The sequence below is a fragment of the uncultured Aliiroseovarius sp. genome, from assembly GCF_947497285.1.
Taxonomy (GTDB): Bacteria; Pseudomonadota; Alphaproteobacteria; order Rhodobacterales; family Rhodobacteraceae; genus Aliiroseovarius.
Genome location: NZ_CANMFT010000005.1, coordinates 1 through 25,118, shown reverse-complemented (window position 1 = coordinate 25,118; position 25,118 = coordinate 1). Strand labels below are relative to the sequence as shown.

Here is a 25,118-nt window from a genome sequence, read left to right as displayed (position 1 = left end):
GCGGCCGGGGTGCGGGGAGCCGTTAAGGGCAGTGCCTGACCCTGGGGGGGCGAAGCGCCCTCCCAGGGCGAGGGTCGGGCGCTGCCCGGCGATGCCGGGTGAAATTAACAGCTTCGAGGCGTCTGTGAAAATTCGGTGTTCCAGCAGAGGTCTGTCATTTCGTTCGATGCCACTTTTGCACGGTGGCAAAGACCAGAAAGATAATCAATGAAGCAGCCGACCAGACCAGTTGCAGAAAGAACCCCATAAACGCAGTGAGATCGGAGCCTACTGGCAGTTCTCGCTCATACAGTTGTTTCAAGAGAAGCTGCTCCAGACCGATGATCTAAAACGTATATCCATTCAGAAAAAGCCAAGGCCAAAACCGCTTCAAAACAAATGGCGCAAGCAACGTGATGAGTGGATTAATTGGCATCACCAAGAATGCGACAAAAGCCTCAGCGTCAAAAAAAAAGAGCATTCCACATAGACCAACCCAATCAATTGCCAGTGGCGTAAAAGAAACACCCCGGCCATCTCTGACCGGGGTGCTTTAAATCTTCAAGAGATGGTCTAAGCCTTAGCTCAGCCCTTCTCCTCGATGATTTCAACCATATGCGGGATCTTGGCGATCATGCCGCGCACGGCTGGGGTGTCTTCCAGCTCGCGGGTCTTGTGCATCTTATTCAGGCCCAGGCCGATCAGCGTTTGATGCTGCTTGGCGGGGCGGCGGATCGGAGAGCCGATCTGCTTGACGACGATGGTTTTGGCCATGGATCAGTCTCCTTACGCGTCTTCGGCTTCGGCAGCTGCCGGAGCTTCAGATTTTGCACCCAGGATGTCGGCGACCTTCTTGCCGCGACGTTGAGCGATCATGCGGGGGCTGGATTCTTTTTGCAGCCCGTCGATGGTGGCGCGGATCATGTTGTAAGGGTTCGCAGACCCCAACGACTTGGAAACCACGTCTTTGATGCCCAGCATTTCGAACACGGCACGCATCGGACCACCGGCGATGATACCAGTACCTTCCGGGGCGGTCCGCATAACCACTTTACCAGCGCCATGACGGCCTTCGATATCGTGGTGCAGGGTGCGGCCTTCACGAAGCGGCACGCGGATCATTTGGCGCTTGGCTTGCTCGGTGGCTTTGCGGATGGCCTCGGGGACCTCTTTCGCTTTACCTTTACCAAAGCCGACACGGCCTTTTTGGTCGCCAACAACGACAAGCGCGGCGAAGCCAAAGCGCTTACCACCCTTAACGGTTTTCGATACGCGGTTGATCGCAACCAGACGATCGGCGAATTCCGGAGTTTCATCGCGGTCGCGACGGCCCCGGCGGTTATCACGTTCTGCCATCAGGCATTCCTTTCATGGTGGCGCGGTTTGGCGCCTTTATTGTCAATCCTGGTGGGCCACGCGACGGATCGAGTGGCCCCCGGATCATCGGGAGGGCGTCACCGCCCCCCACAGGTTTCTTAGAACTTCAAGCCGCCTTCACGCGCAGCGTCGGCCAATGCCTTCACTTTGCCATGAAACAGGAAGCCACCGCGGTCGAAATAGCAGTCTTCGACACCGGCTTTCTTGGCCCGCTCTGCGATCGCAGCGCCCACTTTCGTGGCCGCATCGACGTTGTTTTTGCCAACCACGCCCAGATCCTTCTCGAGAGAAGAAGCCGAAGCCAGGGTGACGCCATTCACGTCGTCGATCAGCTGAACGCTGATGTTCTTGTTCGAGCGATGCACCGACAGGCGCATTTTGCCCACGTTGTGCTTGCGCAGTCTGTTCCGGACGCGCAGGCGGCGCTTGAGGAACAGGGTCCGTTTGCTGTTTGCCATCTGTCTGGTCCTTACTTCTTCTTACCTTCCTTGCGGAAGATATACTCGTCTTTGTATTTGATACCTTTGCCTTTGTAGGGCTCGGGTTTCCGCCAGGCGCGGATGTTGGCCGCGACTTGGCCGACGAGTTGTGGATCAATGCCTTCAACGACGATTTCGGTCTGCTTCGGAGCGGTCACGGTGACGCCCTCCGGTGGAACGAAATCAACGTCATGCGACAGGCCAAGGTTCAGCTTCAGAACATTGCCCTGCATTTGGGCACGGTAACCAACACCGTTGATTTCCAGCTCTTTCTTGAAACCGTCGGTGACACCGGTGACCATGTTGGCAACCACTGTGCGGCTCATGCCCCACTGCTGACGGGCGCGCTTGGACTTGCCACGCGGCGCGACGTTCAGCTGGTTGTCCTCTACGGTGATGGTGACATCATCGGTTGCGGTGAAGCTCAGGACGCCTTTCGGGCCCTTCACTTCGACGGTCTGACCAGACTGCGTGACGGTTACGCCAGCAGGCAGCTCGACCGGTTTTTTACCAATACGAGACATACAGACCTCCTTAGAAGACGGTGCAAAGCACTTCGCCACCAACATTCTGGTTGCGAGCGTTTGCATCGGACATGACGCCTTTGGGGGTCGAGACAATCGAAACGCCAAGGCCCTGACGGACCTGCGGGATGTCTTTCACGCCCATATAGACGCGACGGCCAGGGGTCGAAACCCGCTGAAGTTCACGGATAACCGGAACACCGTCAAAGTATTTCAGGCTGATTTCGAGGGTGGGGTGCCCACGCTCGTCTGTGCCTTTTTCGTAGCCGCGGATGTAGCCTTCGTCAGCCAGAACATCCAAAACCCAAGCGCGCAGCTTGGAAGCCGGTGTCGAAACAACCGATTTGCCGCGCATTTGCGAGTTGCGGATACGGGTGAGCATATCGCCGATAGGATCGTTCATATCTATCTCTCCCTTACCAGCTTGATTTCACCAGGCCGGGGATTTGGCCATTCGAGCCAAGTTCCCGCAGCGCGATCCGCGACACTTTGAGCTTACGATAGTAAGCGTGCGGACGACCGGTCAGCTGGCAACGGTTGTGCAGCCGGGTCGCCGAGCTATTGCGCGGCAGTTTTGCAAGCTTCAGGCGGGCGGTGAACCGCTCTTCCATCGTCTTGCTCTCATCGTTTGCGATCTCTTTCAGCGCAGCACGCTTGGCGGCGTATTTTTCCACCAGCTTCTGACGCTTCTTCTCGCGTTCGATCATTGCTTTTTTAGCCATGTCTATTCCTTCCCGCGGATCAGCTGTTAAAGGGCATGTTGAAATGCTTCAGCATGCTCTTTGCTTCCGCGTCGGTTTTCGCGGTGGTGGCAATTACGATATCCATGCCCCAGTTTTCATCGACCTTATCAAAGTCGATTTCCGGGAACACGATGTGCTCTTTCAGGCCCATGGCATAGTTGCCACGGCCGTCGAACGAGTTACCCGAAACGCCACGGAAGTCGCGGATACGGGGCATCGCAATGGTGATCAGACGGTCCAGAAATTCATACATCCGGTCGCCGCGAAGGGTCACTTTCGCACCCAGCGGCATTTCCTCGCGAACGCGGAAACCAGCGATGGATTTCTTGGCTTTCGTCGACACGGCCTGCTGACCAGCAATCGCGGTCAGGTCAGCCACAGCGGACTTGGCTTTCTTCGAGTCACGAACAGCTTCGGCACCACAGCCGATGTTCAGAACGATCTTGTCCAAACGAGGGATCATCATTTCGTTCTTGTAGCCGAACTCTTCCTTCAGGGCAGCACGGATGCTGTCCTTGTAGGCTGCCTTCAAGCGGGGGGTGTAGTTTGCGGTATCCAGCATCAGACAGTCTCCCCGGTCGATTTGGCGAAACGCACTTTCTTGCCGTCTTCCTCGCGGAAGCCAACGCGCGTTGCTTTGCCGTTTTTGTCCAGAAGGGCCAGGTTCGACAATTGGATCGGCATCGCTTGCGGGATGCGGCCACCTTGTGCGTTCTGGCTCTGGCGGGTGTGGCGGATTGCGATGTTCACACCATCAACGATGGCTTTGCCGGCTTTCGGGTTAACCGAGGTGATCTCACCTTGCTTGCCCTTGTCTTTGCCAGCCAGAACGACAACCTTGTCGCCTTTTTTCAACTTAGCAGCCATCTTACAGCACCTCCGGAGCCAGCGAGATGATCTTCATGAAGTTCTTCGCGCGAAGTTCGCGAACAACCGGGCCGAAGATACGGGTTCCCATAGGCTCGTTGTTGTTGTTCAGAATAACCGCGGCGTTGCGGTCAAACCGGATGGCAGTGCCGTCATCACGACGGACTTCTTTGGCGGTGCGAACGACGACGGCCTTACGGACATCACCTTTCTTAACGCGACCGCGCGGAATGGCTTCCTTAACCGAGACGACAATGATGTCGCCAACGGATGCGTATTTACGCTTGGAACCACCCAGAACCTTGATGCACTGAACACGGCGAGCGCCGCTGTTGTCAGCTACATCCAGATTTGTTTGCATCTGGATCATGTGGTTTCTCCCGACCTTTGGGGCGCCGATGCTTGGCGGAACCCCCAGGGTTTCGACTTGTTAAGTCGTCCGGGAAGGCTTGTTTTAGCCTTCCAGAACTTCCCAACGCTTGGTTTTCGACTTCGGCGCGCATTCAATGATGCGAACGGTGTCGCCAGCCTTATAGGCATTCTTCTCATCGTGAGCCCGATACTTCTTGGACTTACGGATGGTTTTCTTCAGAACCGGGTGGGTGAAGCGGCGTTCAACCGACACGGTGACTGTTTGTTCGTTGGCGGCGCTTGTTACAGTGCCTGACAGGATACGTTTGGGCATTCTCAGGGCTCCTCTTACTCAGCCGCAGCTTTGGCTTGTTCATTCAGAACGGTTTTGACGCGAGCAGCGTCGCGACGGACCTTACGCATACGGGCAGTGTTTTCGAGGGCACCAGTGGCCTGCTGGAAACGCAGGTTGAAAGCCTCTTTTTTCAGATCGGCCAGTTGCTCACGCAGCTGATCCGGCGTCTGATCACGCAGTTCCTTGGCGTTCATTCGCCTTTTCCTTTCCTTGCACCAGAGAGCTCTGCCCTTGTTGTTGGCAGGTCACCCCATGTCTGGTGGGTGAATGTAAAAACACACGAATCCCGTTGCCGGAATCCGTGAGATGTGGGTCTATATGAAACAACAGCGCTTATAGCAACAGCAAAGCGCCTGTTTCTGTTCAGATAGCGATTAAGTTTCTTCTTCGGTGGTGCCACTGACGAATTTGGACGCATAGCGTTGCTCGCCGATCCGCTCGATCAGGCTCAGCTGAAGCTCAAGCCATCCGCGATGTCCGACTTCGTCAATTGCGATCTCTTCGAACAGGGCTTTTGTCGCCAGGTCGTCTGCATCATAGGCAGCCTTGGAGGATTGCGTATAGAACGCGATGGCCTCTTTCTCGTCCTTCAAGTCGGCTTCGAACATTTCCTTCAACGTCTTGGCTGTTTTCGGCGTGGCGGCAAAGGCAATTTCCGGCTCACCACCCAGTTCCAGAATGCGTGTCATGAAGCGGCTGGAATGGACCAGCTCTTCTTCAAACTCGCCGCGCATCGTCTGAGCCAGCTTGTCCAGCCCCCAATCATCCAGCACATGGGCGTGTAATTGATACTGGTGTGCTGCGGTCATCTCCATTTGAAGAGCTGCATTCAAGTGTTTGCAAATCGTTTCGTTAGACATGTCCCAACTCCTTTTTCCGTGTTCCCCCTCAACGTAAGCATCTGCAAAATGCCTTCAACCAGCGTGCAAATATGTCGCATTAAGGCTCGCCCATTTTTGGCAACTGTTCTACAACGCCCCCATGCCCAAAATATCCTCCCTCTTCGTGACCCGCCTTTACCACGCTCACCTGTCCGAGTTTGACCCAAAGGTCAGCCAGGACGAGCTTTATGACAGCTGCTATTCTATCGCCGAGGATGACGAGGCAGGACAGGAATGGTGCGAGGCCGAGGGGTATCCCGGCTACACCTCCTATGCCTCGCTGACCGACCTGCCTTGGCGGTTCCCGATCTTCAAGGATCTGGTGGACAGCTTGGACAGGCATGTCGCGGCCTTTACCGAGGATCTGGAGTTCAATCTGGACGACCGCGAGCTGGTGCTGGAAGACATCTGGATCAACATTCTACCCCCCGGAGGATACCACTCGGCCCACATCCACCCGCATTCCGTGATCTCGGGCACCACCTATCTAGCCTTGCCCGAAGGTGCGGGCGCGCTGCGCTATGAAGACCCCCGCCATGCCATGATGATGGCCGCCCCTCCGCGTCGCAAGGACGCCCGCGAGGATCTGCAAAGCTTCATCACCAAACGCCCCGCCGAGGGCGATGTGCTGTTGTGGGAAAGCTGGCTGCGCCACGAGGTGATGCAGAACACGGGTGACGAAGAGCGGCTGTCGGTGAGTTTTAATTATAGATGGGGTGAGTAGGCGCGTTCATCAGAGCCTTCTACGGCGGAAAACCGCAACCCGTGTTAGATGCCTAGCACGTGATATTGTATATCAACCCAGCCCTGCGCAATTTCACTCCAGTTGTAAGCTGAAAGATGGCGGTCCGTAATCTATCTAGGACCGCCTCAACTAACGAACGGAGAGAATGATGAATACCATTGCGAAGGCTGCTTTGGTCCTTGTTCTGGTCCCATTGATGGCGACGGCAAGTCTTGCCGAAAACGGCAAGGGCCACGGTAAGGTAAAAGGCAACGCGACCAACAAGGGCGTCGCCACAAAGTGGTGCCCACCCGGACTGGCCAAAAAGAACCCGCCCTGCATTCCACCGGGACTCGCGAAACCGCGGATTGGCGATGATCTGGACGATTATGAGTATTATCACTTCACCGATTACGACCGTTATCGGCTTGACCCAAGCTATCGCTACTATCGTGTGGGAGAGATGATTTATCGCGCCGATCCGACAACATTTAGAATTCTTGAAGTGATCGGCCTGATGGATGAATTATTGCGCTAGTGCTCCGTGGTCGTTGTGGCCCGCGGTGCGGTAGAGGACACCATGAACACGCTTCACGACACACCACTGGCGGACCTGACGGTTGAGTTTGGCACGCGCCCGGAAATGTCTGCCCTGCCCGAGGCAACTGAACAGGACCGCCGTATGGGCCGGCGGTTGGCCGCGATCCATCGGATGCATCTGAATGATGTGGGTCGGATCGGGATTGTGTTGGACAGGATCGAGGCAGATGAGGCGTCGGGTGAAGACCTTTCGGCTGCACTCCTCTCGGCTAGTTTCGCACAGAATGTCCGGCAGTTCGGATCACTCTGCGGGCGGGAATGCAAGGTGCTGACCTTCCACCACGACGCCGAGGAATATAGCCTGTTTCCCGAGCTTGCAGGCAAAGGTAACGACGCCCTGCGTGCCGTGGTCGCGCGGTTGGTCGAAGAACATAAGGTCGTGCACGAGTTGCTGATCCGGCTTGAACGCGCCGCGATGGCGCTGATGTTCGAGGTGGACGCAGAAAAGTTCAACGAGGCCCGTGCGGTGTTCCGACAGCTGGAAAGCGTTGTGCACTCGCATTTCGGCTATGAAGAGACCCAACTGGAAGAGGCGATTGGGGTCTTGGGGGTTGGGGTGTAGGACCACGCCGCGCGCCCCTGCCTAATACGACCCAACAAAGGGCCACGCCCGACCCTGGGTGAGCGTTTCACCAACGCTGCATTACGCGCGGCAGCTCTTCAATCACAACGGTGCAATTGTCTGGAATGCCGCAATACGCCCTCCCGGGGGGGGGGAGGGTCGGGCGTGGCCCGTGCTGGCACGGGACGGTGTTCGCCAAATTGATTTAAGTACCTATTGCCTACCAAAAACAGAATGAAGACCGCTCGTTCACCCAACACGCTTCATTGCGAATGAGATCGAACTGACTGTTGTGTGCATGGCTCGCGTATGGCTCTCCGTTCCAGAAGACTTCCCCAACACCTTTCGACACCACATTCAGATGCCCCCAGAATTGGCCATTGTAAGTCTTAAAGTGAAACGACCCGTCTCTTTCGCTAGGTGTGAATTCGCAGATCCCGTCCACAAATCGCGTTCCGTCTTCTATGACAAGGCATTTGGCCTCACGACCGACGCCGATCTCGGCTGTGGCCGATTGAAGGGTTGCGGCAAGAACGAATGGAACAAATACAAGGGATCGCATAGCGGAGACTTTCAAATAGATTAATTTCACCTAGAGATAGAAGTGTCACCTCAAGCAATCCAGCAAAAACCCCCGCCGATTTCTCGACGGGGGTTTTAATCATTTCACCAGAATTTTCGCGTCAGCGAAAATTACCAGTCCTCACGAACCACAATGCGCGATTTGATTGGCAGCTTCATCGCGGCCAAACGCAGGGCTTCACGCGCCACGTCGTCCGTTACGCCATCAATCTCGAACATCACGCGACCCGGTTTCACACGGCACGCCCAGTAGTCCACGGAACCTTTACCTTTACCCATACGGACTTCGGTCGGTTTCGAGGTCACCGGAGTGTCCGGGAAGATGCGGATCCAGACACGGCCCTGACGCTTCATGTGACGCGTCATGGCACGACGAGCGGCTTCGATCTGACGGGCGGTTACGCGTTCAGGCTGGAGAGCCTTCAGGCCGTAAGTGCCGAAGTTCAGATCCGATCCACCTTTGGCCAGACCTTTGATCCGACCTTTGTGCATCTTGCGGAATTTAGTACGCTTTGGTTGCAGCATATCTCAGGCTCCTTAGCGACGGCCGCCAGCGCCACGAGGCGCGGGACCTTCCTGAAGCTCTGCCTGGCGACGATCACGAGCAGCAGGGTCGTGCTCCATAATCTCACCTTTGAAGATCCAGGTTTTGATGCCGATGATGCCGTAAGGCGTCATTGCTTCAGCATGTGCATAATCGATGTCAGCGCGCAGAGTGTGCAGCGGCACACGGCCTTCGCGATACCATTCGGTCCGCGCGATCTCGGCACCACCAAGGCGGCCCGCGACGTTTACACGGATGCCCAGAGCGCCCATACGCATTGCGTTCTGCACGCCGCGCTTCATGGCACGACGGAAGGACACACGGCGCTCAAGCTGCTGAGCGATCGATTCTGCGACCAATGCGGCGTCCAGCTCGGGCTTGCGAACCTCAACGATGTTGAGATGCAGTTCCGAGTCCGTCATCTTGGCGATTTTCTTGCGCAGGGTTTCGATGTCTGCGCCTTTCTTGCCGATGATGACGCCGGGGCGGGCAGTGTGGATCGTGACGCGGCACTTTTTGTGCGGACGTTCGATGATCACACGGCTGATGCCTGCTTGCTTGCATTCGGTTTTGATGAAGTCACGAATTTTCAGATCTTCCATCAGAAGATCGCCGTAATCTTTCGTGTCTGCATACCAGCGGCTGTCCCAGGTGCGGTTGACCTGAAGGCGCATGCCAATCGGATTTACCTTTTGACCCATTAGGCTTGCTCCTCAACTTGACGCACCTTGATGGTGAGTTCCGAGAACGGTTTGATGATTTTGCCGAAACGACCACGGGCGCGCGGACGTCCGCGTTTCATGGTCAGGTTTTTGCCGACATAAGCCTCGGCGACGATCAGTTCATCGACGTCCAGGTTGTGGTTGTTCTCGGCATTGGCGATGGCGGACTGAAGGCATTTCTTCACGTCCTGCGCGATCCGCTTGTTCGAGAAGGTGAGGTCCGTCAGGGCCTTGTCCACCTTCTTGCCGCGGATCATGCCAGCAACCAAGTTCAGCTTCTGCGGGGACGTACGAAGCATGCGGGTTTTCGCCATTGCTTCGTTATCGGCCACGCGGCGGGGATTTTTATCCTTACCCATGGCTTACTTCCTCTTCGCTTTTTTATCAGCCGCGTGACCGTAGTAGGTCCGCGTCGGCGAATACTCACCGAACTTCTGGCCAATCATGTCTTCGGTCACATTCACAGGGATGTGCTTGTGGCCGTTATAGACGCCAAAGGTCAGACCCACGAACTGGGGCAGAATGGTCGAACGACGCGACCAGATCTTGATGACCTCGTTTTTACCCGACTCGCGGGTTTTCTCGGCTTTTTTGAGGACGTAAGCGTCAACAAAAGGGCCTTTCCAGACAGAACGTGCCATGTGTTAGCGGCCCTTCTTCTTGGCGTGACGCGAGCGGATGATCAGCTTCGACGACGCCTTGTTCTTATTGCGGGTACGTGCACCCTTGGTCGGCTTACCCCAAGGGGTAACCGGGTGACGACCACCCGAGGTCCGACCCTCACCACCACCGTGCGGGTGATCTACAGGGTTCATAACCACACCACGGACGCTGGGGCGGATGCCTTTGTGGCGCATACGACCGGCTTTACCGTAGTTTTGGTTCGAGTTGTCGGGGTTCGACACGGCACCAACGGTGGCCATGCATTCCTGACGCACAAGGCGCAGTTCACCCGAGCTCAAGCGGATCTGAGCGTAGCCACCATCACGACCAACGAACTGAGCATACGTGCCGGCTGCACGAGCGATCTGGCCGCCCTTGCCTGGCTTCATCTCGATGTTGTGAACGATGGTACCAATCGGCATGCCCGAGAAGGGCATCGCGTTGCCAGGCTTCACGTCGGCTTTTGCCGATGCGATCACCGTGTCACCAACAGCCAAACGCTGCGGGGCAAGGATGTAGGCCTGTTCGCCGTCTTCGTATTTTACGAGGGCGATGAACGCGGTCCGGTTGGGGTCATATTCGATCCGCTCAACTGTAGCGGCGACGTCAAACTTGTTCCGTTTGAAGTCAACGATGCGATAGAGACGCTTCGCACCACCACCACGGCGGCGCGACGTAATCCGTCCGGTATTGTTCCGACCACCCGATTTCGTCAGACCCTCTGTAAGGGACTTGACTGGGCGACCTTTCCAAAGCTCCGAACGGTCGATCAGAACCAGCCCACGCTGGCCTGGCGTCGTCGGTTTGTACGACTTGAGTGCCATGCTTTCTGTCTTCCGTTTGCTTTGCGGCAGTTTCCTGCCTCGTTTACAGGGCCCCGAAGGTCCCCAAATTCCAAATATCATGGGCCCCGGAACGAATCCGAGGCCACACGATTGGGGGGATGTATCAGGGAAGGTTGGGGGTGTCTATAGTGCGTGGCGTTTTCAGCCGGCTGTTTTACGGGTCAAGCAGCACACCCTGACTTTGTGCCTGCCGTCTTCTCTATACGCAAGGCGAAGGTTGACCTAAAACAGTGGTCAAGTGGAGCGGGCGGGGTGTGAACGCGATGATATTTCTGGGAATCGATCTGGGCACTTCCGCGATCAAGTTGCTGGCGATTGATCCGGAGCAGAAAACCATCGCAACCCATACGGTTCCTCTGACAGTGACACATGCTCACTCCGGCTGGTCTGAACAGACCCCTTCGGACTGGATTGACGCACTAGAGACCGGGCTTGATGCGCTGAAGTTGGAAATCGGTTCGGCAATGAGCGATATCAAAGGTATCGGTCTGTCGGGGCAAATGCATGGCGCAACCTTGCTGGACAAGACAGGCAAGGTTCTACGGCCATGCATTCTTTGGAATGACACGCGCAGCCATGTCGAAGCCGCAGCGCTGGACGCTGATCCGCAGTTCCGTCGGATCACTGGCAATATCGTCTTTCCGGGCTTCACCGCCCCCAAGCTGGTTTGGCTTCAGAAGCACGAGCCAGAAGTTTTTGGCCAAATCGCGCAGGTTCTTCTGCCAAAAGATTATTTGCGGCTCTACCTGACCGGCGAATACGCGTCCGAAATGTCAGATGCCTCTGGCACCGCGTGGCTGGATACTGGCGCGCGGCAGTGGTCGGAACAACTGCTTGGCGCATGTGATCTGACCATAAATCAGGTGCCAAAGCTGATCGAAGGCACAGAGGCCTCAGGACGACTGAAGCAACAGCACGCAGACCGCTGGGGAATGCAGAGAGATGTAGCAGTCGCAGGCGGTGCGGGCGACAACGCGGCTTCTGCTATTGGTTTGGGCACAGTCACAGAAGGCTCAGGCTTTTTGTCACTTGGGACATCGGGCGTCTTGTTCGCTGCGACAGAGGCTTTCCGCCCTGCCCCGGAAACCGCCGTTCACAGTTTCTGCCATACATTGCCCGACACATGGCACCAAATGGGTGTTGTGTTGTCTGCCGCATCGGCGCTTGGCTGGTGGTCGAACATCTGCGGTGTCGCCCCGGCCGCGCTGATCGCCGATCTGGGAACCGACCTGAACCCGCCCGGTTCCGTCACCTTCCTTCCCTACCTCGCGGGCGAGCGGACGCCCCATAACGACCCTGGTATGACCGCCAGTTTTTCCGGGTTAACGACTGCAACTTCAAGAGCCGAACTGACCCAAGCCGTCTTGGAGGGCGTCGCTTTTACCTTCCGGGAGAACCGCGACGCCTTATCCGCGGCTGGCACACAAATAGATCAGTTGATCGCGACCGGTGGCGGCGCGCGTTCGCAATATTGGCTTAAGCTTCTTGCAAGTGTCCTTGATATTCCCGTCTGGCTACCCACCCAAGGTGATCTTGGCGCAGCTCTTGGTGCGGCACGCCTGGGGATGATTGCAAGCGGCAGCGCGTCAGTTACACAAGCCTGTATTGCGCCGCGTATAGCTCACGCGTTTCAGGCGGATCGCAACCTGCAAGCCCCCTTGATGCAGGCATACGAAACATTCGTCGGCGACCGGAAGGCGCTCTTGCGGGGGTGTTGAAGTCAATAGTGCCGCGTGTTCCCTTGCAATACTGGCCCGCGCGCGCGCCAGATCTTCCCTTTCAAATCCCACTTCCCCTTTGATCCTAAATCGACCATCCTGCCCATGAAGAAGTCTGTGGGATATTTGTGATGAAGAAGATGGTTTTTTTGTCGGGCAGCGCGGTATTGCTGCTTTCGGCCTGTGTCAGCCCTGAAGGGGTAAGCGGCAATACGAACACACGGTCGTTTGCCGAAGTGCCGGAAAACGTGCGCGCGATTGCCGGGCCCGGTCAGGATCTGAGCGATGTGCGGATCAACAACGCGGACGGGTGCTTCGTGTATCGCTACAACGGCCCTGTCGAGACAACTTACCTGCCGCTGCGCAACCGCAAAGGGCAGCCGATCTGCGCCAAGCGTGACACCCCTGCAGAGGCCTGATTGCAATCAGTTGCGTGCGGTGACGATCTCTGTCGGGTAAAGGTGCGCGGTCACGCCGGTGTTCACCTGATCATACAGCCCGATGATATGCGCCATAACCATGCGCACACAGCCGGAACTGGCCCGCCCGCCGATAGAACGCGGTGCCGGAGAGCCATGGATGCGCAGATAGGTATCGCGGTTCCCTTTGAACAGGTAGAAGGCGCGCGAGCCCAGCGGGTTCTTCGGCCCACCATCCATGCCCTCTGCAAGCGGTCCATAAACATCGGGATCACGCTCGATCATGTCCTTGGTCGGAATCCATGTGGGCCATTTGGCTTTGCGACGGATCGTGTAGACACCCGGCTCGTACAGATTGCCACGCGCGATCGCTACCCCATACCGCATCGCTGTGCCGTTGTCGCGGATGTGGTAAAGATAGCGCGCCACGGCATCGACATGGATGTCGCCGGGTTTCAGGCCAGCATTCGCCTCGACCAATTGCGGCAGAAAACGCGGATGCAAGCCCCACGGGTTCGTCGTAGCAGGATCGTAATTCACAGGCGTCACCTGTGCGTCATAGGCAGCCCATTTCGAACGGTTCGACACAGGCCCGGCAAAAGCGGGCGCAATGGCGGCCGAAAACATCGCGGCGGATGTGATTACGAAGTGGCGTCTGGTCAACATAGGCGAAACCCTCATTTCACGATGAGTCGATAATCGAACTGCCCTAATCTATTCATGTTAGCGCAAATCGCGAGTCAAAATGCTGTGTGCAGCCCAATCGAGTGCGAAAGCGTGACTGGATATCCCCATTAGAGGAGTATGGAGAAACTGCAGGTTTGCGGGGCGCAAGCGGACATTCGCTGCTTGCGTTGGTCAAGAACGAGAGGGAAGTGCAGGATTGCCATTGCCGACAGGGCATCTTTTTAACTCCTGTCAGAAGCGCTGAATCTCCAAACGTGCGGACACACCGACCGACGTGTCCTCAAAGCTGAGCTTCCCGCCATGCAGTTTCGCGATTGTCGCGACGATCGTTAGGCCTAACCCATGGCCGTCAATCGTTGCGGTGTGCTCACCGCGCTGAAATGGGGCGAGGAGCTTTTCAATCTCGGCAGCGGAGCTTTCGGAACCTTCGTCTTCGATCACAACCGTCGCCGTCTGTGCGTCCGCTTCAAGCGAAACGGTCGCGCGGCGGCCATATTTCAGTGCGTTTTCGATCAGGTTGGTAATGGCGCGTTCTAGTGAAATTGGGCGGCCATAGATCACCGTATCGCGGTCAGTGGACACCACGCCATAGCCTTGGCGAGACATGAAAATGGATTGGCCACCCTGCACGATAACGTCTTTGGCTTTGCGATAAGTCACAGGCCGTCCGACGTCTTGGTAATTGGCGACAATGGCGTCGATCAATGACGTCAGCGAAAGGTTCCTGGGTTGTTCGGCGTCCATTTCGGCGTGAGTGTAGGTTAACACGCTTTCAATAATGCCCGTCATGCTGTCGATGTCCGCGTCAAATTTCTGCCGCAAGTCCGGGTCGTCGATCAATGCGGCGCGCAGGCGTAAACGCGTCGCGGGCGTTCCCAGGTCGTGGCTTACACCTGAAAGGACTGCCGCGCGGCTGGCCAGTTGATCGCGTTCAATTTCCAGATATCCATTCACAGCGGCCACGATCTCTTGCAGTTCCTGTGGACCCTGTGCGTCATATCGCGCGGGCCCACCGACGCGGCGGCGGTTGCGCAGTTGTCCCGCAAAGGCCGAGAATGTGGTCGGCAGGTTGAGCGCAACCGTCATCAAGATACTTATCCCGACGATTCCCAGCAGCGCCGCCAATATGCGACGATCTGCGGGCGCGACATCACAGTTCCAGACCGAGGCTCCATCCAGTTTCGCCCAGTCTGCCTCGCCCATACGGGCCACCACAAATGGATCGCTACAAAACACGGCCAGCTTGCGGGTCAGCTCTCCCATGGTTTCCGCCGCAGTCTGCCCGTCGCGATGCGGCAGGTCCGCCAAGCTATAGGTGAAATTCGGTGAAAGGATCGCGATCGTCAGAGACGCGCCTGTTGTTTGATTGGCAGCATCCGGCAAGATCGGAACGATAGTGATGCGCGGGGCCGCAGGCGTGCCAGCGATTTGACGAAAAGATCCAGCATTGGCGTGGGCTTGATCCAAGGCCGGCAGGGGCATGACTGACACCCCATCCGGCGGAGCAGTTCCGTTTTGCAGGGCGTAATACAGCGTCACTCCCGCGTTATAAGCGTCAGCGCCATGTGCGGACCAGTTTGACGTGGACTTTGCCCACATCAACATCGTCCCTGCGCCAGTCAAAAGTGAGGCGATGACCAGACAGGGCACTATCCATCGCAGGCTGTTGGGAATTGGGATCACGTGTCTGACACCGCGACATCAATGGCGAAGACATATCCTACACCGCGTTCTGTTTTCAGAATTTGCGGGTCCTTGGGGTTTGCTTCGATCTTGTTGCGCAAACGGCCGACCAGAACATCGATTGCCCGCCCCGAGGCTTCGTTTGCGGGCTGGGTTTCTCCTGTGACATCCAGAGACGTGGCGATTTCTTCGCGAGTCAGTGGGATGTGGGGGTTGGCGAGTAACACCTGCAAAAGTGCGGTTTCACGGCGCGACAGGGCAACTTGAATTTTGTCAGGCGAAAGAACCTGGCTTGATTTGGCGTCATAGGTCCAACCGTTGAACCGAAACGTCTTCGTGTTGCGTCGATGAACCAAGGATGACGTTCGACGGGTGCGCGATAACACGGCCTTCACGCGGGCAAGTAACAGTTCCGGGTTGAACGGCTTGGCAATATAGTCGTCAGCGCCAACCGCATACCCTTCCATGCGTTGATTGTCGGCAGATAAGGCGGACACCATGATGATGGGAACATCTTGTTCGCGTCGCAACTCTTGGCAAATTTTCAGACCGTTTTCATCCCCGAGCATGACGTCCAGCAACACAAGGTCCACGCGCCCGCCGTCGATATGGGCGCGGACCTCGGCACCATTGGCGGCAGGCAGTGCGATTGATCCATTCTGGCGCAGAAACTGAATCATCATCTGGCGCATGTCCATGTCATCATCGACCACCAGTATTCTTGGAATCGCCATTGCTTTGCCCCCTTTCACCTTCTGGCTATGTAACTTCATGCAACAGAATCCATGCTTTCGTAACGTTGTGTAACGGACTCCGCGTCTAATTGCATGATCGCAGTGAAAGCCCGCTATTCAACCGTTGCATGGCTGACGTGGCGGCACCAAGGTGGTTGTATCTTGCCCATAGCGGGCAATTCTTTGGGAGGAACTAAGATGAAATCATTTGTATTGAGCACCGCATCCGCGATCGCTGTATGTGCTGCTGGCGTAGCTTCTGCCGATGGTCATGCAGAAGCAGAAGTCCTGCATTATTGGACATCTGGCGGCGAAGCTCGTTCGGTGGCGGTCTTGCAAGAAGAGTTTGCTGCAAACGGCGGCACCTGGACAGATATGCCCGTTGCAGGTGGCGGCGGTGACGCTGCTGGAACGGCACTACGGGCACGCGTTCTGTCAGGCAACGCGCCGACAGCCGCACAAATCAAAGGCCCAGCCATTCAGGAATGGTTCCAAGAAGGCGTTCTGGCTGACATCTCATCTGTTGCAGAGGCAAATGACTGGGCAAACCTGCTGCCCGCATCCATTGCAGCACACATGCAATGTGACGGCACTTGGTGTGCCGCCCCCGTGAACGTTCACCGCGTTGACTGGATTTGGGCGAACACCGAAATCCTGGCCGCCAATGGCATCGAGATGCCAACAACTTGGGACGAGTTCAACGCTGCAGCAGAAGCGCTGCAAGCCGCTGGCATCATTCCACTGGCCCACGGTGGTCAGGCTTGGCAGGACGCGACAGTTTTCGAAACTGTTGTTCTTGGCCTCGGTGGTGCTGAGTTCTATCAGAAAGCACTCGTTGACCTCGACCCAGAAGCTTTGACGTCTGACACAATGGTTGCTGTCTTCGACCAGATGCGCACGATGCGCGGCTATGTTGACGACAACTTTTCTGGCCGTGACTGGAACCTTGCGACAGCTATGGTCATGAACGGCGAAGCCGCGTTCCAGATCATGGGTGACTGGGCAAAGGGTGAATTTCTTGCCGCTGGCAAAGTGCCGGGTGTAGATTTCACATGTGCCTCCACACCGGGCGACGGCTACCTCTACAACGTGGACAGCTTTGCCATGTTCTCTGTTGAGGGTGAAGGCAAAGCCGCGGGTCAGGAGCTTCTGGCGAAGCTCATCATGGGACCGAACTTCCAAGAAGTGTTCAACATGAACAAAGGGTCCATCCCAGCACGCACAGACGTTGATCTGTCCGGCTTTGATGAGTGTGCAAAGATCTCTGCCGCTGACATGGCCTCCACGAACGAGAGTGGCACTTTGATGCCGTCTTACGCCCACGGCATGGCCTTGTTTGGTGCACAGTCCGGCGCGATCACCGACGTTGTCACAGCACACTTCAATTCGGACATGTCATCAGCAGATGCTGTTCAGATGCTGGCGGACGCTGTCGCGAACTCCATGTAATCGCTAACGATTGTTGAAACCGGTCCTATCCCTTTGCGGGGTAGGACCAACAACCCAAGGGGGACATCACATGACACGCTGGCTGCAAGACAACATGCCAAAGATCGTTCTGGCGCCATCATTCATTGCAGTCATGGTGTTTGTGTATGGCTTTATCGCCTGGACCGCTTGGGTGTCGCTGACGCGGTCCCGACTGATGCCGCGCTATGAACTGGACAGCTTTATCCAGTATGAACGTCTTGCCGCCTCTCCCCGTTTTGAAACCGCGATGGTGAACCTCGCGATTTTCGGGACACTTTTTATCGTGATCGCCATGGTGCTTGGACTGCTTCTGGCAATCCTGTTGGATCAGAAAATTCGCACCGAAGGCGCGATCCGCACGATTTACTTGTATCCAATGGCTCTGTCGATGATCGTGACCGGCACGGCATGGAAGTGGATCCTGAACCCAGAACTTGGAATCGAGGCGACTGTGCAAGGCTGGGGGTTTGCCGGGTTCGAATTCGGCTGGCTCGTTGATCCGGACAAAGCGATCTACACCGTTGTGCTCGCCGCGATCTGGCAAAGCTCTGGTTTCGTCATGGCGCTATTCCTCGCCGGCCTTCGCTCTGTGGACGAAGAAATCATCAAGGCCGCGCAGGTCGATGGTATCCCCACATGGCGCGTTTATTCTGCCATCATCATTCCGTCGATGGCCCCGATTTTCCTTAGCGCGTTTATCGTGCTGGCCCACCTCGCGATCAAATCCTTCGACCTTGTCATTGCTTTGACAGGAGGAGGCCCCGGCTATGCCACCGATCTTCCGGCCACCTACATGTATGCCATGGCGTTTTCACGCGGCGACATCGGGCAGGCAGCAAGCTCGGCCATGGTGATGATGCTTGTCGTCTTCGCGATTGTCGTCCCTTACCTCTATTCCGAATTGAGGACTAAAGATGACTGATATGCCCTACGCCCCAACGCGTGGCCAAAGCCCTGTCACCAAACTGGTGTTGCGCTTTGTGCTTTATGTCCTGCTCGGCCTGTTCGCGCTGTTCTATCTGATGCCGCTGTTTGTGATGCTCACCACGTCGTTGAAGTCGCTGGATGAAATCCGCACGGGCGATCTGGTGTCATTGCCGCGCGAAGTCACCTTTGATGCGTGGCGTACTGCATGGGCCAGCGCTTGCACGGGCGTCCAGTGTGAAGGGGTGCGCCCCTACTTCCTGAACTCGCTTCTGATCGCAATACCTGCGGTGGCAATTTCGACCATCGTCGGAGCGCTGAACGGCTATGCTGTCGCACAGTGGCGGTTCAAAGGGGCAAACATCTTCTTTGCCTTGATGTTGTTCGGATGCTTCATCCCGTTCCAAGTTGTCCTGCTGCCCATGGCGCGGATGCTGGGGATCATGGGCGTCGCGGGCACCATTCCGGGTTTGATTTTTGTCCACGTGATCTATGGCCTTGGCTTCACCACGCTGTTTTTCCGCAACTACTACGTCAGCATCCCGTCCGAGCTGACAAAGGCCGCAAAAGTCGACGGAGCAGGGTTCTTTCGCATCTTCTGGTCGATCTTCTTGCCGCTATCGCTTCCCATCATCGTGGTCACGGTCATCTGGCAATTCACCCAAATCTGGAACGACTTCCTGTTCGGCGTGAGCTTTAGCCAGGCGGGCACGCAGCCTGTGACCGTTGCCCTGAACAACATCGTAAACTCAACCACAGGCGTCAAAGAATACAACGTTGATATGGCCGCTGCGATCATCGCCGCCCTGCCAACGTTGTTGGTCTATGTCGTCGCTGGCAAATATTTCATTCGCGGTCTGACCGCAGGTTCTGTGAAAGGATAAATCCCATGGCCCCCATTCTTGACGTGAAGAACCTGTACAAAAACTACGGCAGCACCGAAGTTCTGAAAGACATCAACGTGTCGATAGAAGAAGGTGATTTCCTTGTTCTTGTCGGGCCATCCGGTTGCGGTAAATCCACGCTGTTGAATTGCATCGCAGGCCTGGAGCCGATCACAGGCGGTGACTTGTTCATCGGCGGTCAGAACATGACCAACGTCAGCCCAAAAGACCGTGACATCGCCATGGTGTTTCAGTCTTACGCTTTATACCCAACCATGACCGTCGCAAAGAACATCACCTTTGGGATGAAAGTGCGCGGCATTGATCAGGCGACGCAGGATGCAAAACTGGCGCAAGTGGCCGCGCAACTTCAAATCGGCCCACTTTTGCATCGCAAACCGGGCCAATTGTCAGGCGGACAACGTCAACGGGTCGCTATGGGCCGTGCCTTGGTGCGTGATCCCAAGCTTTTCTTGTTCGACGAACCGCTATCCAACCTTGACGCCAAACTGCGGGTCGAGATGCGCACAGAGATCAAGGCCCTCCACCAGCGCCTTGGCGCATCGATGGTATATGTGACCCACGACCAAATTGAAGCGATGACGCTGGCTACCAAAATTGTCGTGATGAAAAGTGGTGTCATCCAGCAGATTGGAAGCCCCTCAGAAATCTACAACCGCCCTGCGAACCTGTTTGTGGCTGACTTCATGGGCAGCCCCGCGATGAACCTGATCCCTGCAAAAACACGGATGAATGGCAAAGGTATGCAGGTCGAGATCGCACGCAAAGACGGCGACCCGATCATTTTGACCGATGCACGCAATAAGGACCTGCCGGAGGACGTCATCCTTGGCGTTCGCCCAGAAGACATTGCAGATGCTGCCCTTGGACGCGCCGGAGAGACGCAGGAAGCTGATTGTGTGATAGATATCGTAGAGCCTGCGGGTGCGGATACGTTCGCGGTGCTAGAGCTGGGCGGCAAGCATGTGACTGCGCGTCTGCACGCAGAGACCACCGCGACTGCGGGTGCGGCTCAGCGCCTCACCTTTGATCTTGGCAAGGTGTCGTATTTTGAACCCGAAACGGGTCTGCGGCTGAACTAATCTAATGCGCTGGTCAGCGGATATCGGCGGCACGAAGGCCCGTTTGGCGCTTTGTGGGAACGGAGAAATCTTTCCGCAAACCGTCAGGTGTTTTGCAAACCACGGCGGGGTCCATTTCCGCGATACGCTGGGCGCGTATCTAGAGAGCCAATCGCGGCCACGCAGGACGGATTTGATCATCGCAGTGACGGGGCCAGTGCGAGACGACCATGCCTTGCTGCCCAAACGAAAACTGGATGATTAGCACGTCGGAATTGCAACGGTCGGCAAATTGCCAGTCAACGGTCATTCTCAATGATCTAACGGCCTTGGGTTATGCAGTCTCCGACTAAAGGCCAGATCAAGTACGGAAAATTCATTTTGGTGACACGCCACTGGCAGGCAGGGAACAGTCTTTGGTCGTGGGCATTGGGACCGGGTTCAATGTTAATCCAGTCATCAAGTCAGGCAAAACTGTTCGATGCTTTGCGGTCTAAGCCGGGCACGTTTCGATGCCGTTGAGCGTCTCCGCGAGGCTTGAGCAAATCGGTGGTGACCAGACGGCGTTGCCCAGCAGGCACTAAGTCCAGCGGCCCGGTATTGTGAACAAACAGCAAAACAGAGAACCGCATCACCGCAGTTTATCAACACATCAAAAGTCCGCTAAGGGCTGTCATTTCGAGGGTTCTTTCACCTGCTTCCCGAATGCGGACTCTGCTCATAGAAAAAAGCCCCCGCCTTTCGGCAGGGGCTTTTCATTTCTCAGTTAAGCCTGACGATCAGAGACCGGTGGTCACGTCGATCGTGTTGCCCTCTTCCAAGGTCACATAGGCTTTCTTGACGTCTTTGCGCTTGCCCAACTGGCCGCGGAAGCGTTTGACTTTACCCTTGGTGATGGACGTGTTGACGGCTTTCACCTTCACGCCAAACAGGGTTTCGACAGCTTCTTTGATCTGCGGCTTGTTGGCACCGATCGCCACTTCGAAAACAACTGCGCCATTTTCAGACGCCATGGTTGCTTTTTCAGTGATAAGCGGCTTGCGGATCACGTCGTAGAGTGCAGCTTTATCGGTCATTTCAGGCGAGCCTCCAGAGCTTCGACACCTGCTTTGGTGAGCACAAGTGTGTCACGCTTCAGGATGTCATAGACGTTGGCGCCCATCGACGGCAGGATATCCAGACCTTCGATGTTACGAGCGGCCTTGGCGAACATTTCGTTCACTTCTGCACCGTCGATAACCAGAGCGCGTTTCCAGCCCAGATCCTTGACCGCTTTGGCCAGAGCAGCAGTTTTGCCGTCAGCGTCTGCGGTGTCGATCACGACCAGTTCGCCAGCTTGCGCTTTGGCGGACAGGGCGTGCTTCAGACCCAGTTTGCGGAATTTCTTGGTCAGGTCGTGGCCGTGGCTGCGAACAACCGGGCCCTTATAGACACCACCACCACGGAAGATCGGGGCCGAGCGTGCACCGTGGCGTGCGCCACCGGTGCCTTTTTGGCGATAGATCTTCTTGGTCGAGTATTTGACTTCGGACCGTGTTTTCACCTTGTGAGTGCCAGCTTGCGCGTTGTTACGCTGCCAGCGGACCACACGGTGCAGGATGTCGGCGCGCGGCTCAAGACCGAACAGGGCCTCGTCCAAATCGACCGTACCGGCCTTTTTGCCGTCCAGTTTGATTACATCAAGTTTCATGCTTCACCACCTTCCGCGGGCGCGTCTTCCGCCACATCAGATGCCTTTGCTTCAGTTGCAGCCGACTTCAGACCTGCCGGGAACGGAACGTCCTCGGGCAGCTTCTTCTTCACGGCGTCTTTCACGGTGACCCAGCCACCTTTCGATCCAGGGACAGCGCCCTTGATGAAGACCAGGCCGCGATCGGCGTCGGTTTTCACGACTTCAAGGTTTTGTGTGGTCACACGAACCGAACCCATATGGCCGGCCATTTTCTTGCCTTTGAAAACCTTGCCCGGATCCTGACACTGGCCAGTTGAACCGTGCGAACGGTGGCTGATCGACACACCGTGCGTGGCGCGCAGACCGCCGAAGTTGTGGCGCTTCATTGCACCGGCAAAACCTTTACCGATCGAGGTGCCAGCAACGTCAACTTTTTGGCCTTCCAGGAAGTGCTCGGCCGACAGCTCTTCGCCAACGGCGATCAGGGCGTCTTCCGACACGCGGAATTCCACAAGCTTACGCTTCGGCGCCACTTTGGCAGCGGCAAAATAGCCGCGCATGGGCTTCGACGTGCGTTTGGCCTTGGCTTCACCAGCGCCCAACTGAACGGCGGTATAGCCGTCTTTGTCAGCGGTGCGGTTGGCCACGACCTGCAGGTTGTCCATATGAAGAACGGTTACAGGGATCTGTTTGCCGTCTTCCATGAAAAGCCGGGTCATGCCGACTTTCTTTGCGATAATACCAGAGCGCATCTGTGATACCCTCCTTAGACCGAGATCTGGACGTCAACGCCAGCAGCCAGGTCGAGCTTCATCAGCGCGTCCACGGTCTGTGGTGTCGGGTCAACAATGTCGAGCAGCCGCTTGTGCGTGCGGATCTCGAACTGATCGCGGGATTTCTTGTCAACGTGAGGACCACGGAGAACCGTGAACTTCTCGATCTTGTTCGGCAGCGGGATGGGGCCGCGAACGTTTGCACCGGTCCGTTTGGCAGTGTTGACGATCTCTTGTGTGGAAGCATCCAGCACGCGATAGTCAAACGCCTTAAGACGGATACGAATGTTTTGACTTGTCATAGCATTCGCCCTTTCAGGCAGAGAGTTGATAGGACGACAGGTGGCTCATTCCCCCTGCCCTCGTCGAACCCCGGACAAATTCAAAAAGCGGGACCGAATCCCGCTCTTCAATTCGCCCAGCGAACTCGCGCGTCTTACAGGGATTTGTGGGGGGGTGGCAAGGGGGAATGCTGGGATAATACTCAATGTGTGGATTGAGCCCTTTCTAACGACCATGCTGCGACCTAACGAATTTTGGCAATTAGTGAATGGCGCAAGCATCTCAAACCTGAGATATCTTGAAAGTCCAGCTGAGGGTACCATTGGTGGATTGTTGAGAGGACACTGAATTTCATGCAACATGCTGTCTGCTTCACAGAGCCTGAAAAGAGGCTCTTTGCCGAGTTGATCGTTCAGGGTATGCGCGTCAGCGGCGGGACCAGTCTGAAAGGTATTTGTTTTTGGTACTGTCACACAGATGACTTGAAGGGGATGAGGCAAGATTTCGGCGTTGTCTACGATAGTCGCTATGGTCTTGCAGAGGATATCTACGAACTATGCGGGCTGACCGAAAACGATGTCTGCCTGTTCACAGAGCAGGAAATCCGAGAGAAATTGCATGACCCTGGTCAATTTGGGGTGGATCTGACTTGGGTCATCGAAGGGTTTTTTCTTTACCTCCACGAACTCAATCTTGAAGGGGGCCATGCGTTTCTTTCTGCGCGGGATCGCTGCGGCTTCGTTGTACCCGAACAATTCGGCCCACTTTTTGAGGCTTTTGCGGACAGTGGCTACGGCCAGAAAATTGGGGATGTTTTCGCGTGGTCTGATCGGGCAGTCCCGCATCTGGCGGTGTTCAGACGGCCACGAGACTGCCGCTTCGAGTGGGTTTTCGACAGACATATCGACAGAATGATTGATACGATGCCCCCGGAATTGCGTACCCGGTTAGAGCAAGTCAGAAAAACCCTTGATGAAAGAAATAGTGCGCGGGCATATTTCCTGAAATTCTTGGAGCATCATTGGCACAATGATCAATGGAATGAAAATCCGGTTTTGACACACTCTGATCGTTTCATTGGCGAAACAGAAACGAGTGCGGTCTGGGGGCGCGCGATTGCGCGTCGATTGGATGTGCGTGATCTGTTCCCGTGACGTGAAGATGGCTTTGTAGCGGAGAATGTCCAACACGCGGCAAATTGGTCCAAGGGGTTTAAGATATTACTTGGCCGACGGTGGCCCTCGGGCGGTCGCTTCTTGGCTAAGGCCGAGAAGCGGACATTGCAAGCTACACAAGAAAGGCCGCTCCTCCCCGCTCTGTTGACATTCAAATGCAAAAAAGGCCGCCTTTCGGCGGCCTTTCTCGTTCGAACATCAACAAAGTTGATTATTCGATGATCTTCGAGACAACGCCCGAACCAACGGTGCGGCCGCCTTCGCGGATGGCGAAGCGCAGCTTCTCTTCCATCGCGATCGGGGCGATCAGTTCAACGTTGAACTTCAGGTTGTCGCCCGGCATCACCATCTCGGTGCCAGCAGGCAGTTCAACCGTGCCGGTCACGTCGGTGGTCCGGAAGTAGAACTGCGGACGGTAGTTCGCGAAGAACGGCGTGTGACGGCCACCCTCTTCCTTGGTCAGGATATAGACCTCGGCTTCGAACTTCGTGTGCGGGTTCACCGAGCCCGGCTTACACAGAACCTGGCCACGCTCAACCGCTTCACGGTCGATGCCGCGCAGCAGAACGCCAACGTTGTCGCCGGCTTCACCGCGATCCAGCAGCTTGCGGAACATTTCAACGCCCGTGCAGGTCGTTTTCTGGGTGTCTTTGATGCCGACGATCTCCATCTCGTCGCCAACATTCACAACGCCACGCTCAACACGACCGGTCACAACCGTGCCGCGGCCCGAGATCGAGAACACGTCTTCGATCGGCAGCAGGAACGCACCGTCAACCGGACGTGCCGGGGTCGGGATGAATTCGTCAACAGCCGC

General features: G+C 56.2%; 37 protein-coding genes. 12 read left to right on the top strand and 25 right to left on the bottom strand.

Annotated elements, in window-relative coordinates; all coding sequences use genetic code 11:
* Nucleotides 1-564: 564 nt before the first annotated feature.
* The 12 genes from rpmD to Q0864_RS10215 all read right to left on the bottom strand — a co-directional run bounded on the left by rpmD (nt 565) and on the right by Q0864_RS10215 (nt 5,535).
* Nucleotides 565-753, bottom strand: coding sequence for a 50S ribosomal protein L30 (rpmD, locus tag Q0864_RS10270; RefSeq protein WP_298568928.1), 189 nt, complete (start codon nt 751-753; stop codon nt 565-567).
* 12 nt (nt 754-765) lie between these two features.
* A complete protein-coding gene (rpsE, locus tag Q0864_RS10265) occupies nt 766-1,335 on the bottom strand; it encodes a 30S ribosomal protein S5 (protein ID WP_298568926.1) in 570 nt (189 codons plus the stop codon).
* A gap of 119 nt (nt 1,336-1,454) precedes the next feature.
* Nucleotides 1,455-1,814: a 50S ribosomal protein L18 gene (rplR, locus tag Q0864_RS10260; RefSeq protein WP_298568924.1), complete on the bottom strand. Its 360-nt coding sequence runs from the start codon at nt 1,812-1,814 to the stop codon at nt 1,455-1,457.
* Between the two features lie 11 nt (nt 1,815-1,825).
* Nucleotides 1,826-2,359, bottom strand: coding sequence for a 50S ribosomal protein L6 (gene rplF / locus Q0864_RS10255; RefSeq protein ID WP_298568922.1), 534 nt, complete (start codon nt 2,357-2,359; stop codon nt 1,826-1,828).
* A gap of 10 nt (nt 2,360-2,369) precedes the next feature.
* Nucleotides 2,370-2,762, bottom strand: coding sequence for a 30S ribosomal protein S8 (gene rpsH / locus Q0864_RS10250; RefSeq protein ID WP_275394163.1), 393 nt, complete (start codon nt 2,760-2,762; stop codon nt 2,370-2,372).
* Between the two features lie 13 nt (nt 2,763-2,775).
* Nucleotides 2,776-3,081 carry a 30S ribosomal protein S14 gene (gene rpsN / locus Q0864_RS10245; protein ID WP_260518123.1) on the bottom strand — a complete coding sequence of 102 codons (306 nt, stop codon included), beginning with the start codon at nt 3,079-3,081 and terminating at the stop codon, nt 2,776-2,778.
* Between the two features lie 19 nt (nt 3,082-3,100).
* Nucleotides 3,101-3,664: a 50S ribosomal protein L5 gene (gene rplE / locus Q0864_RS10240; RefSeq protein ID WP_298568917.1), complete on the bottom strand. Its 564-nt coding sequence runs from the start codon at nt 3,662-3,664 to the stop codon at nt 3,101-3,103.
* Nucleotides 3,664-3,969, bottom strand: a complete 306-nt coding sequence (gene rplX / locus Q0864_RS10235; protein WP_298568915.1) for a 50S ribosomal protein L24 — start codon at nt 3,967-3,969, stop codon at nt 3,664-3,666. The genes rplE and rplX overlap by 1 nt, the downstream gene beginning before the upstream one ends.
* Before the next feature lies 1 nt (nt 3,970).
* Nucleotides 3,971-4,339, bottom strand: a complete 369-nt coding sequence (gene rplN / locus Q0864_RS10230; RefSeq protein WP_248368122.1) for a 50S ribosomal protein L14 — start codon at nt 4,337-4,339, stop codon at nt 3,971-3,973.
* An 84-nt stretch (nt 4,340-4,423) separates the two neighbouring features.
* Complete coding sequence (rpsQ, locus tag Q0864_RS10225) at nt 4,424-4,654, bottom strand: 30S ribosomal protein S17 (protein ID WP_260518120.1); 231 nt, start codon at nt 4,652-4,654, stop codon at nt 4,424-4,426.
* 14 nt (nt 4,655-4,668) lie between these two features.
* Nucleotides 4,669-4,869 carry a 50S ribosomal protein L29 gene (gene rpmC, locus Q0864_RS10220; protein WP_298568911.1) on the bottom strand — a complete coding sequence of 67 codons (201 nt, stop codon included), beginning with the start codon at nt 4,867-4,869 and terminating at the stop codon, nt 4,669-4,671.
* 180 nt (nt 4,870-5,049) lie between these two features.
* Nucleotides 5,050-5,535, bottom strand: a complete 486-nt coding sequence (locus Q0864_RS10215) for a bacterioferritin (protein WP_298568909.1) — start codon at nt 5,533-5,535, stop codon at nt 5,050-5,052.
* Between the two features lie 121 nt (nt 5,536-5,656).
* Between Q0864_RS10215 and Q0864_RS10210 the strand changes: the two genes are divergently transcribed.
* The 3 genes from Q0864_RS10210 to Q0864_RS10200 all read left to right on the top strand — a co-directional run bounded on the left by Q0864_RS10210 (nt 5,657) and on the right by Q0864_RS10200 (nt 7,442).
* The gene (locus Q0864_RS10210) at nt 5,657-6,280 is read left to right on the top strand and encodes a TIGR02466 family protein (protein ID WP_298568907.1); all 624 of its coding nucleotides are present in this window, start codon (nt 5,657-5,659) and stop codon (nt 6,278-6,280) included.
* Nucleotides 6,281-6,449: 169 nt separating this feature from the next.
* Nucleotides 6,450-6,818 carry a hypothetical protein gene (locus tag Q0864_RS10205; RefSeq protein WP_298568905.1) on the top strand — a complete coding sequence of 123 codons (369 nt, stop codon included), beginning with the start codon at nt 6,450-6,452 and terminating at the stop codon, nt 6,816-6,818.
* A 42-nt stretch (nt 6,819-6,860) separates the two neighbouring features.
* Nucleotides 6,861-7,442 carry a hemerythrin domain-containing protein gene (locus Q0864_RS10200; RefSeq protein ID WP_298568903.1) on the top strand — a complete coding sequence of 194 codons (582 nt, stop codon included), beginning with the start codon at nt 6,861-6,863 and terminating at the stop codon, nt 7,440-7,442.
* Nucleotides 7,443-8,135: 693 nt separating this feature from the next.
* On the opposite strand, the gene rplP is transcribed toward Q0864_RS10200, so the two are convergent.
* The 5 genes from rplP to rplB are packed head-to-tail and all read right to left on the bottom strand — an operon-like array spanning nt 8,136 to nt 10,777.
* A complete protein-coding gene (gene rplP, locus Q0864_RS10195) occupies nt 8,136-8,549 on the bottom strand; it encodes a 50S ribosomal protein L16 (protein ID WP_298568901.1) in 414 nt (137 codons plus the stop codon).
* Nucleotides 8,550-8,561: 12 nt separating this feature from the next.
* On the bottom strand, nt 8,562-9,269 hold the full coding sequence (gene rpsC / locus Q0864_RS10190; RefSeq protein ID WP_298568899.1) for a 30S ribosomal protein S3: 708 nt from the start codon (nt 9,267-9,269) through the stop codon (nt 8,562-8,564).
* Entirely contained in the window at nt 9,269-9,649 is a 381-nt protein-coding gene (rplV, locus tag Q0864_RS10185) for a 50S ribosomal protein L22 (RefSeq protein ID WP_298568877.1), read from the bottom strand. Before rplV ends, rpsC begins: the two co-directional genes overlap by 1 nt.
* Nucleotides 9,650-9,652: 3 nt before the next feature.
* Nucleotides 9,653-9,931: a 30S ribosomal protein S19 gene (gene rpsS, locus Q0864_RS10180; RefSeq protein ID WP_246928015.1), complete on the bottom strand. Its 279-nt coding sequence runs from the start codon at nt 9,929-9,931 to the stop codon at nt 9,653-9,655.
* Between the two features lie 3 nt (nt 9,932-9,934).
* Nucleotides 9,935-10,777, bottom strand: coding sequence for a 50S ribosomal protein L2 (gene rplB, locus Q0864_RS10175; RefSeq protein ID WP_298568873.1), 843 nt, complete (start codon nt 10,775-10,777; stop codon nt 9,935-9,937).
* Nucleotides 10,778-11,061: 284 nt separating this feature from the next.
* Here rplB and xylB point away from each other — a divergent pair, with 284 nt between their 5' ends.
* Nucleotides 11,062-12,516 (top strand): xylulokinase, encoded by a 1,455-nt coding sequence (gene xylB / locus Q0864_RS10170; RefSeq protein WP_298568871.1) that lies wholly within the window; start codon nt 11,062-11,064, stop codon nt 12,514-12,516.
* 131 nt (nt 12,517-12,647) lie between these two features.
* On the top strand, nt 12,648-12,935 hold the full coding sequence (locus Q0864_RS10165; protein WP_298568869.1) for a hypothetical protein: 288 nt from the start codon (nt 12,648-12,650) through the stop codon (nt 12,933-12,935).
* 6 nt (nt 12,936-12,941) lie between these two features.
* On the opposite strand, the gene Q0864_RS10160 is transcribed toward Q0864_RS10165, so the two are convergent.
* The 3 genes from Q0864_RS10160 to Q0864_RS10150 all read right to left on the bottom strand — a co-directional run bounded on the left by Q0864_RS10160 (nt 12,942) and on the right by Q0864_RS10150 (nt 16,039).
* A complete protein-coding gene (locus Q0864_RS10160) occupies nt 12,942-13,601 on the bottom strand; it encodes a L,D-transpeptidase (protein WP_298568867.1) in 660 nt (219 codons plus the stop codon).
* Between the two features lie 252 nt (nt 13,602-13,853).
* Nucleotides 13,854-15,221, bottom strand: a complete 1,368-nt coding sequence (locus tag Q0864_RS10155; RefSeq protein WP_298568865.1) for a HAMP domain-containing sensor histidine kinase — start codon at nt 15,219-15,221, stop codon at nt 13,854-13,856.
* An 80-nt stretch (nt 15,222-15,301) separates the two neighbouring features.
* Nucleotides 15,302-16,039 carry a response regulator transcription factor gene (locus Q0864_RS10150; RefSeq protein WP_298568863.1) on the bottom strand — a complete coding sequence of 246 codons (738 nt, stop codon included), beginning with the start codon at nt 16,037-16,039 and terminating at the stop codon, nt 15,302-15,304.
* Nucleotides 16,040-16,237: 198 nt separating this feature from the next.
* Between Q0864_RS10150 and Q0864_RS10145 the strand changes: the two genes are divergently transcribed.
* The 6 genes from Q0864_RS10145 to Q0864_RS16570 all read left to right on the top strand — a co-directional run bounded on the left by Q0864_RS10145 (nt 16,238) and on the right by Q0864_RS16570 (nt 20,752).
* A complete protein-coding gene (locus tag Q0864_RS10145; protein WP_298568861.1) occupies nt 16,238-17,488 on the top strand; it encodes an ABC transporter substrate-binding protein in 1,251 nt (416 codons plus the stop codon).
* Nucleotides 17,489-17,558: 70 nt separating this feature from the next.
* Complete coding sequence (locus Q0864_RS10140) at nt 17,559-18,431, top strand: sugar ABC transporter permease (RefSeq protein WP_298568859.1); 873 nt, start codon at nt 17,559-17,561, stop codon at nt 18,429-18,431.
* Nucleotides 18,424-19,317 carry a carbohydrate ABC transporter permease gene (locus tag Q0864_RS10135; RefSeq protein ID WP_298568857.1) on the top strand — a complete coding sequence of 298 codons (894 nt, stop codon included), beginning with the start codon at nt 18,424-18,426 and terminating at the stop codon, nt 19,315-19,317. The genes Q0864_RS10140 and Q0864_RS10135 overlap by 8 nt, the downstream gene beginning before the upstream one ends.
* 5 nt (nt 19,318-19,322) lie before the next feature.
* Nucleotides 19,323-20,420 (top strand): sn-glycerol-3-phosphate ABC transporter ATP-binding protein UgpC, encoded by a 1,098-nt coding sequence (ugpC, locus tag Q0864_RS10130; protein ID WP_298568855.1) that lies wholly within the window; start codon nt 19,323-19,325, stop codon nt 20,418-20,420.
* 4 nt (nt 20,421-20,424) lie between these two features.
* Nucleotides 20,425-20,664 (top strand): glucokinase, encoded by a 240-nt coding sequence (locus tag Q0864_RS16575; protein ID WP_363317618.1) that lies wholly within the window; start codon nt 20,425-20,427, stop codon nt 20,662-20,664.
* On the top strand, nt 20,630-20,752 hold the full coding sequence (locus Q0864_RS16570; protein WP_363317617.1) for a glucokinase: 123 nt from the start codon (nt 20,630-20,632) through the stop codon (nt 20,750-20,752). The genes Q0864_RS16575 and Q0864_RS16570 overlap by 35 nt, the downstream gene beginning before the upstream one ends.
* A gap of 426 nt (nt 20,753-21,178) precedes the next feature.
* Here the strand turns inward: Q0864_RS16570 and Q0864_RS10125 are convergent, their stop codons facing one another.
* The 4 genes from Q0864_RS10125 to rpsJ are packed head-to-tail and all read right to left on the bottom strand — an operon-like array spanning nt 21,179 to nt 23,146.
* Nucleotides 21,179-21,475: a 50S ribosomal protein L23 gene (locus Q0864_RS10125; RefSeq protein WP_248368181.1), complete on the bottom strand. Its 297-nt coding sequence runs from the start codon at nt 21,473-21,475 to the stop codon at nt 21,179-21,181.
* Nucleotides 21,472-22,089, bottom strand: a complete 618-nt coding sequence (rplD, locus tag Q0864_RS10120) for a 50S ribosomal protein L4 (protein WP_298568850.1) — start codon at nt 22,087-22,089, stop codon at nt 21,472-21,474. Before rplD ends, Q0864_RS10125 begins: the two co-directional genes overlap by 4 nt.
* Entirely contained in the window at nt 22,086-22,823 is a 738-nt protein-coding gene (gene rplC / locus Q0864_RS10115; protein WP_298568848.1) for a 50S ribosomal protein L3, read from the bottom strand. The genes rplD and rplC overlap by 4 nt, the downstream gene beginning before the upstream one ends.
* Nucleotides 22,824-22,837: 14 nt before the next feature.
* Nucleotides 22,838-23,146: a 30S ribosomal protein S10 gene (gene rpsJ / locus Q0864_RS10110; protein WP_091428130.1), complete on the bottom strand. Its 309-nt coding sequence runs from the start codon at nt 23,144-23,146 to the stop codon at nt 22,838-22,840.
* Between the two features lie 333 nt (nt 23,147-23,479).
* Here rpsJ and Q0864_RS10105 point away from each other — a divergent pair, with 333 nt between their 5' ends.
* Entirely contained in the window at nt 23,480-24,280 is an 801-nt protein-coding gene (locus tag Q0864_RS10105; protein WP_298568844.1) for a hypothetical protein, read from the top strand.
* Between the two features lie 232 nt (nt 24,281-24,512).
* Here the strand turns inward: Q0864_RS10105 and Q0864_RS10100 are convergent.
* Nucleotides 24,513-25,118: EF-Tu/IF-2/RF-3 family GTPase (locus tag Q0864_RS10100; RefSeq protein ID WP_298568842.1), on the bottom strand; the 606-nt coding region annotated here is incomplete at its 5' end.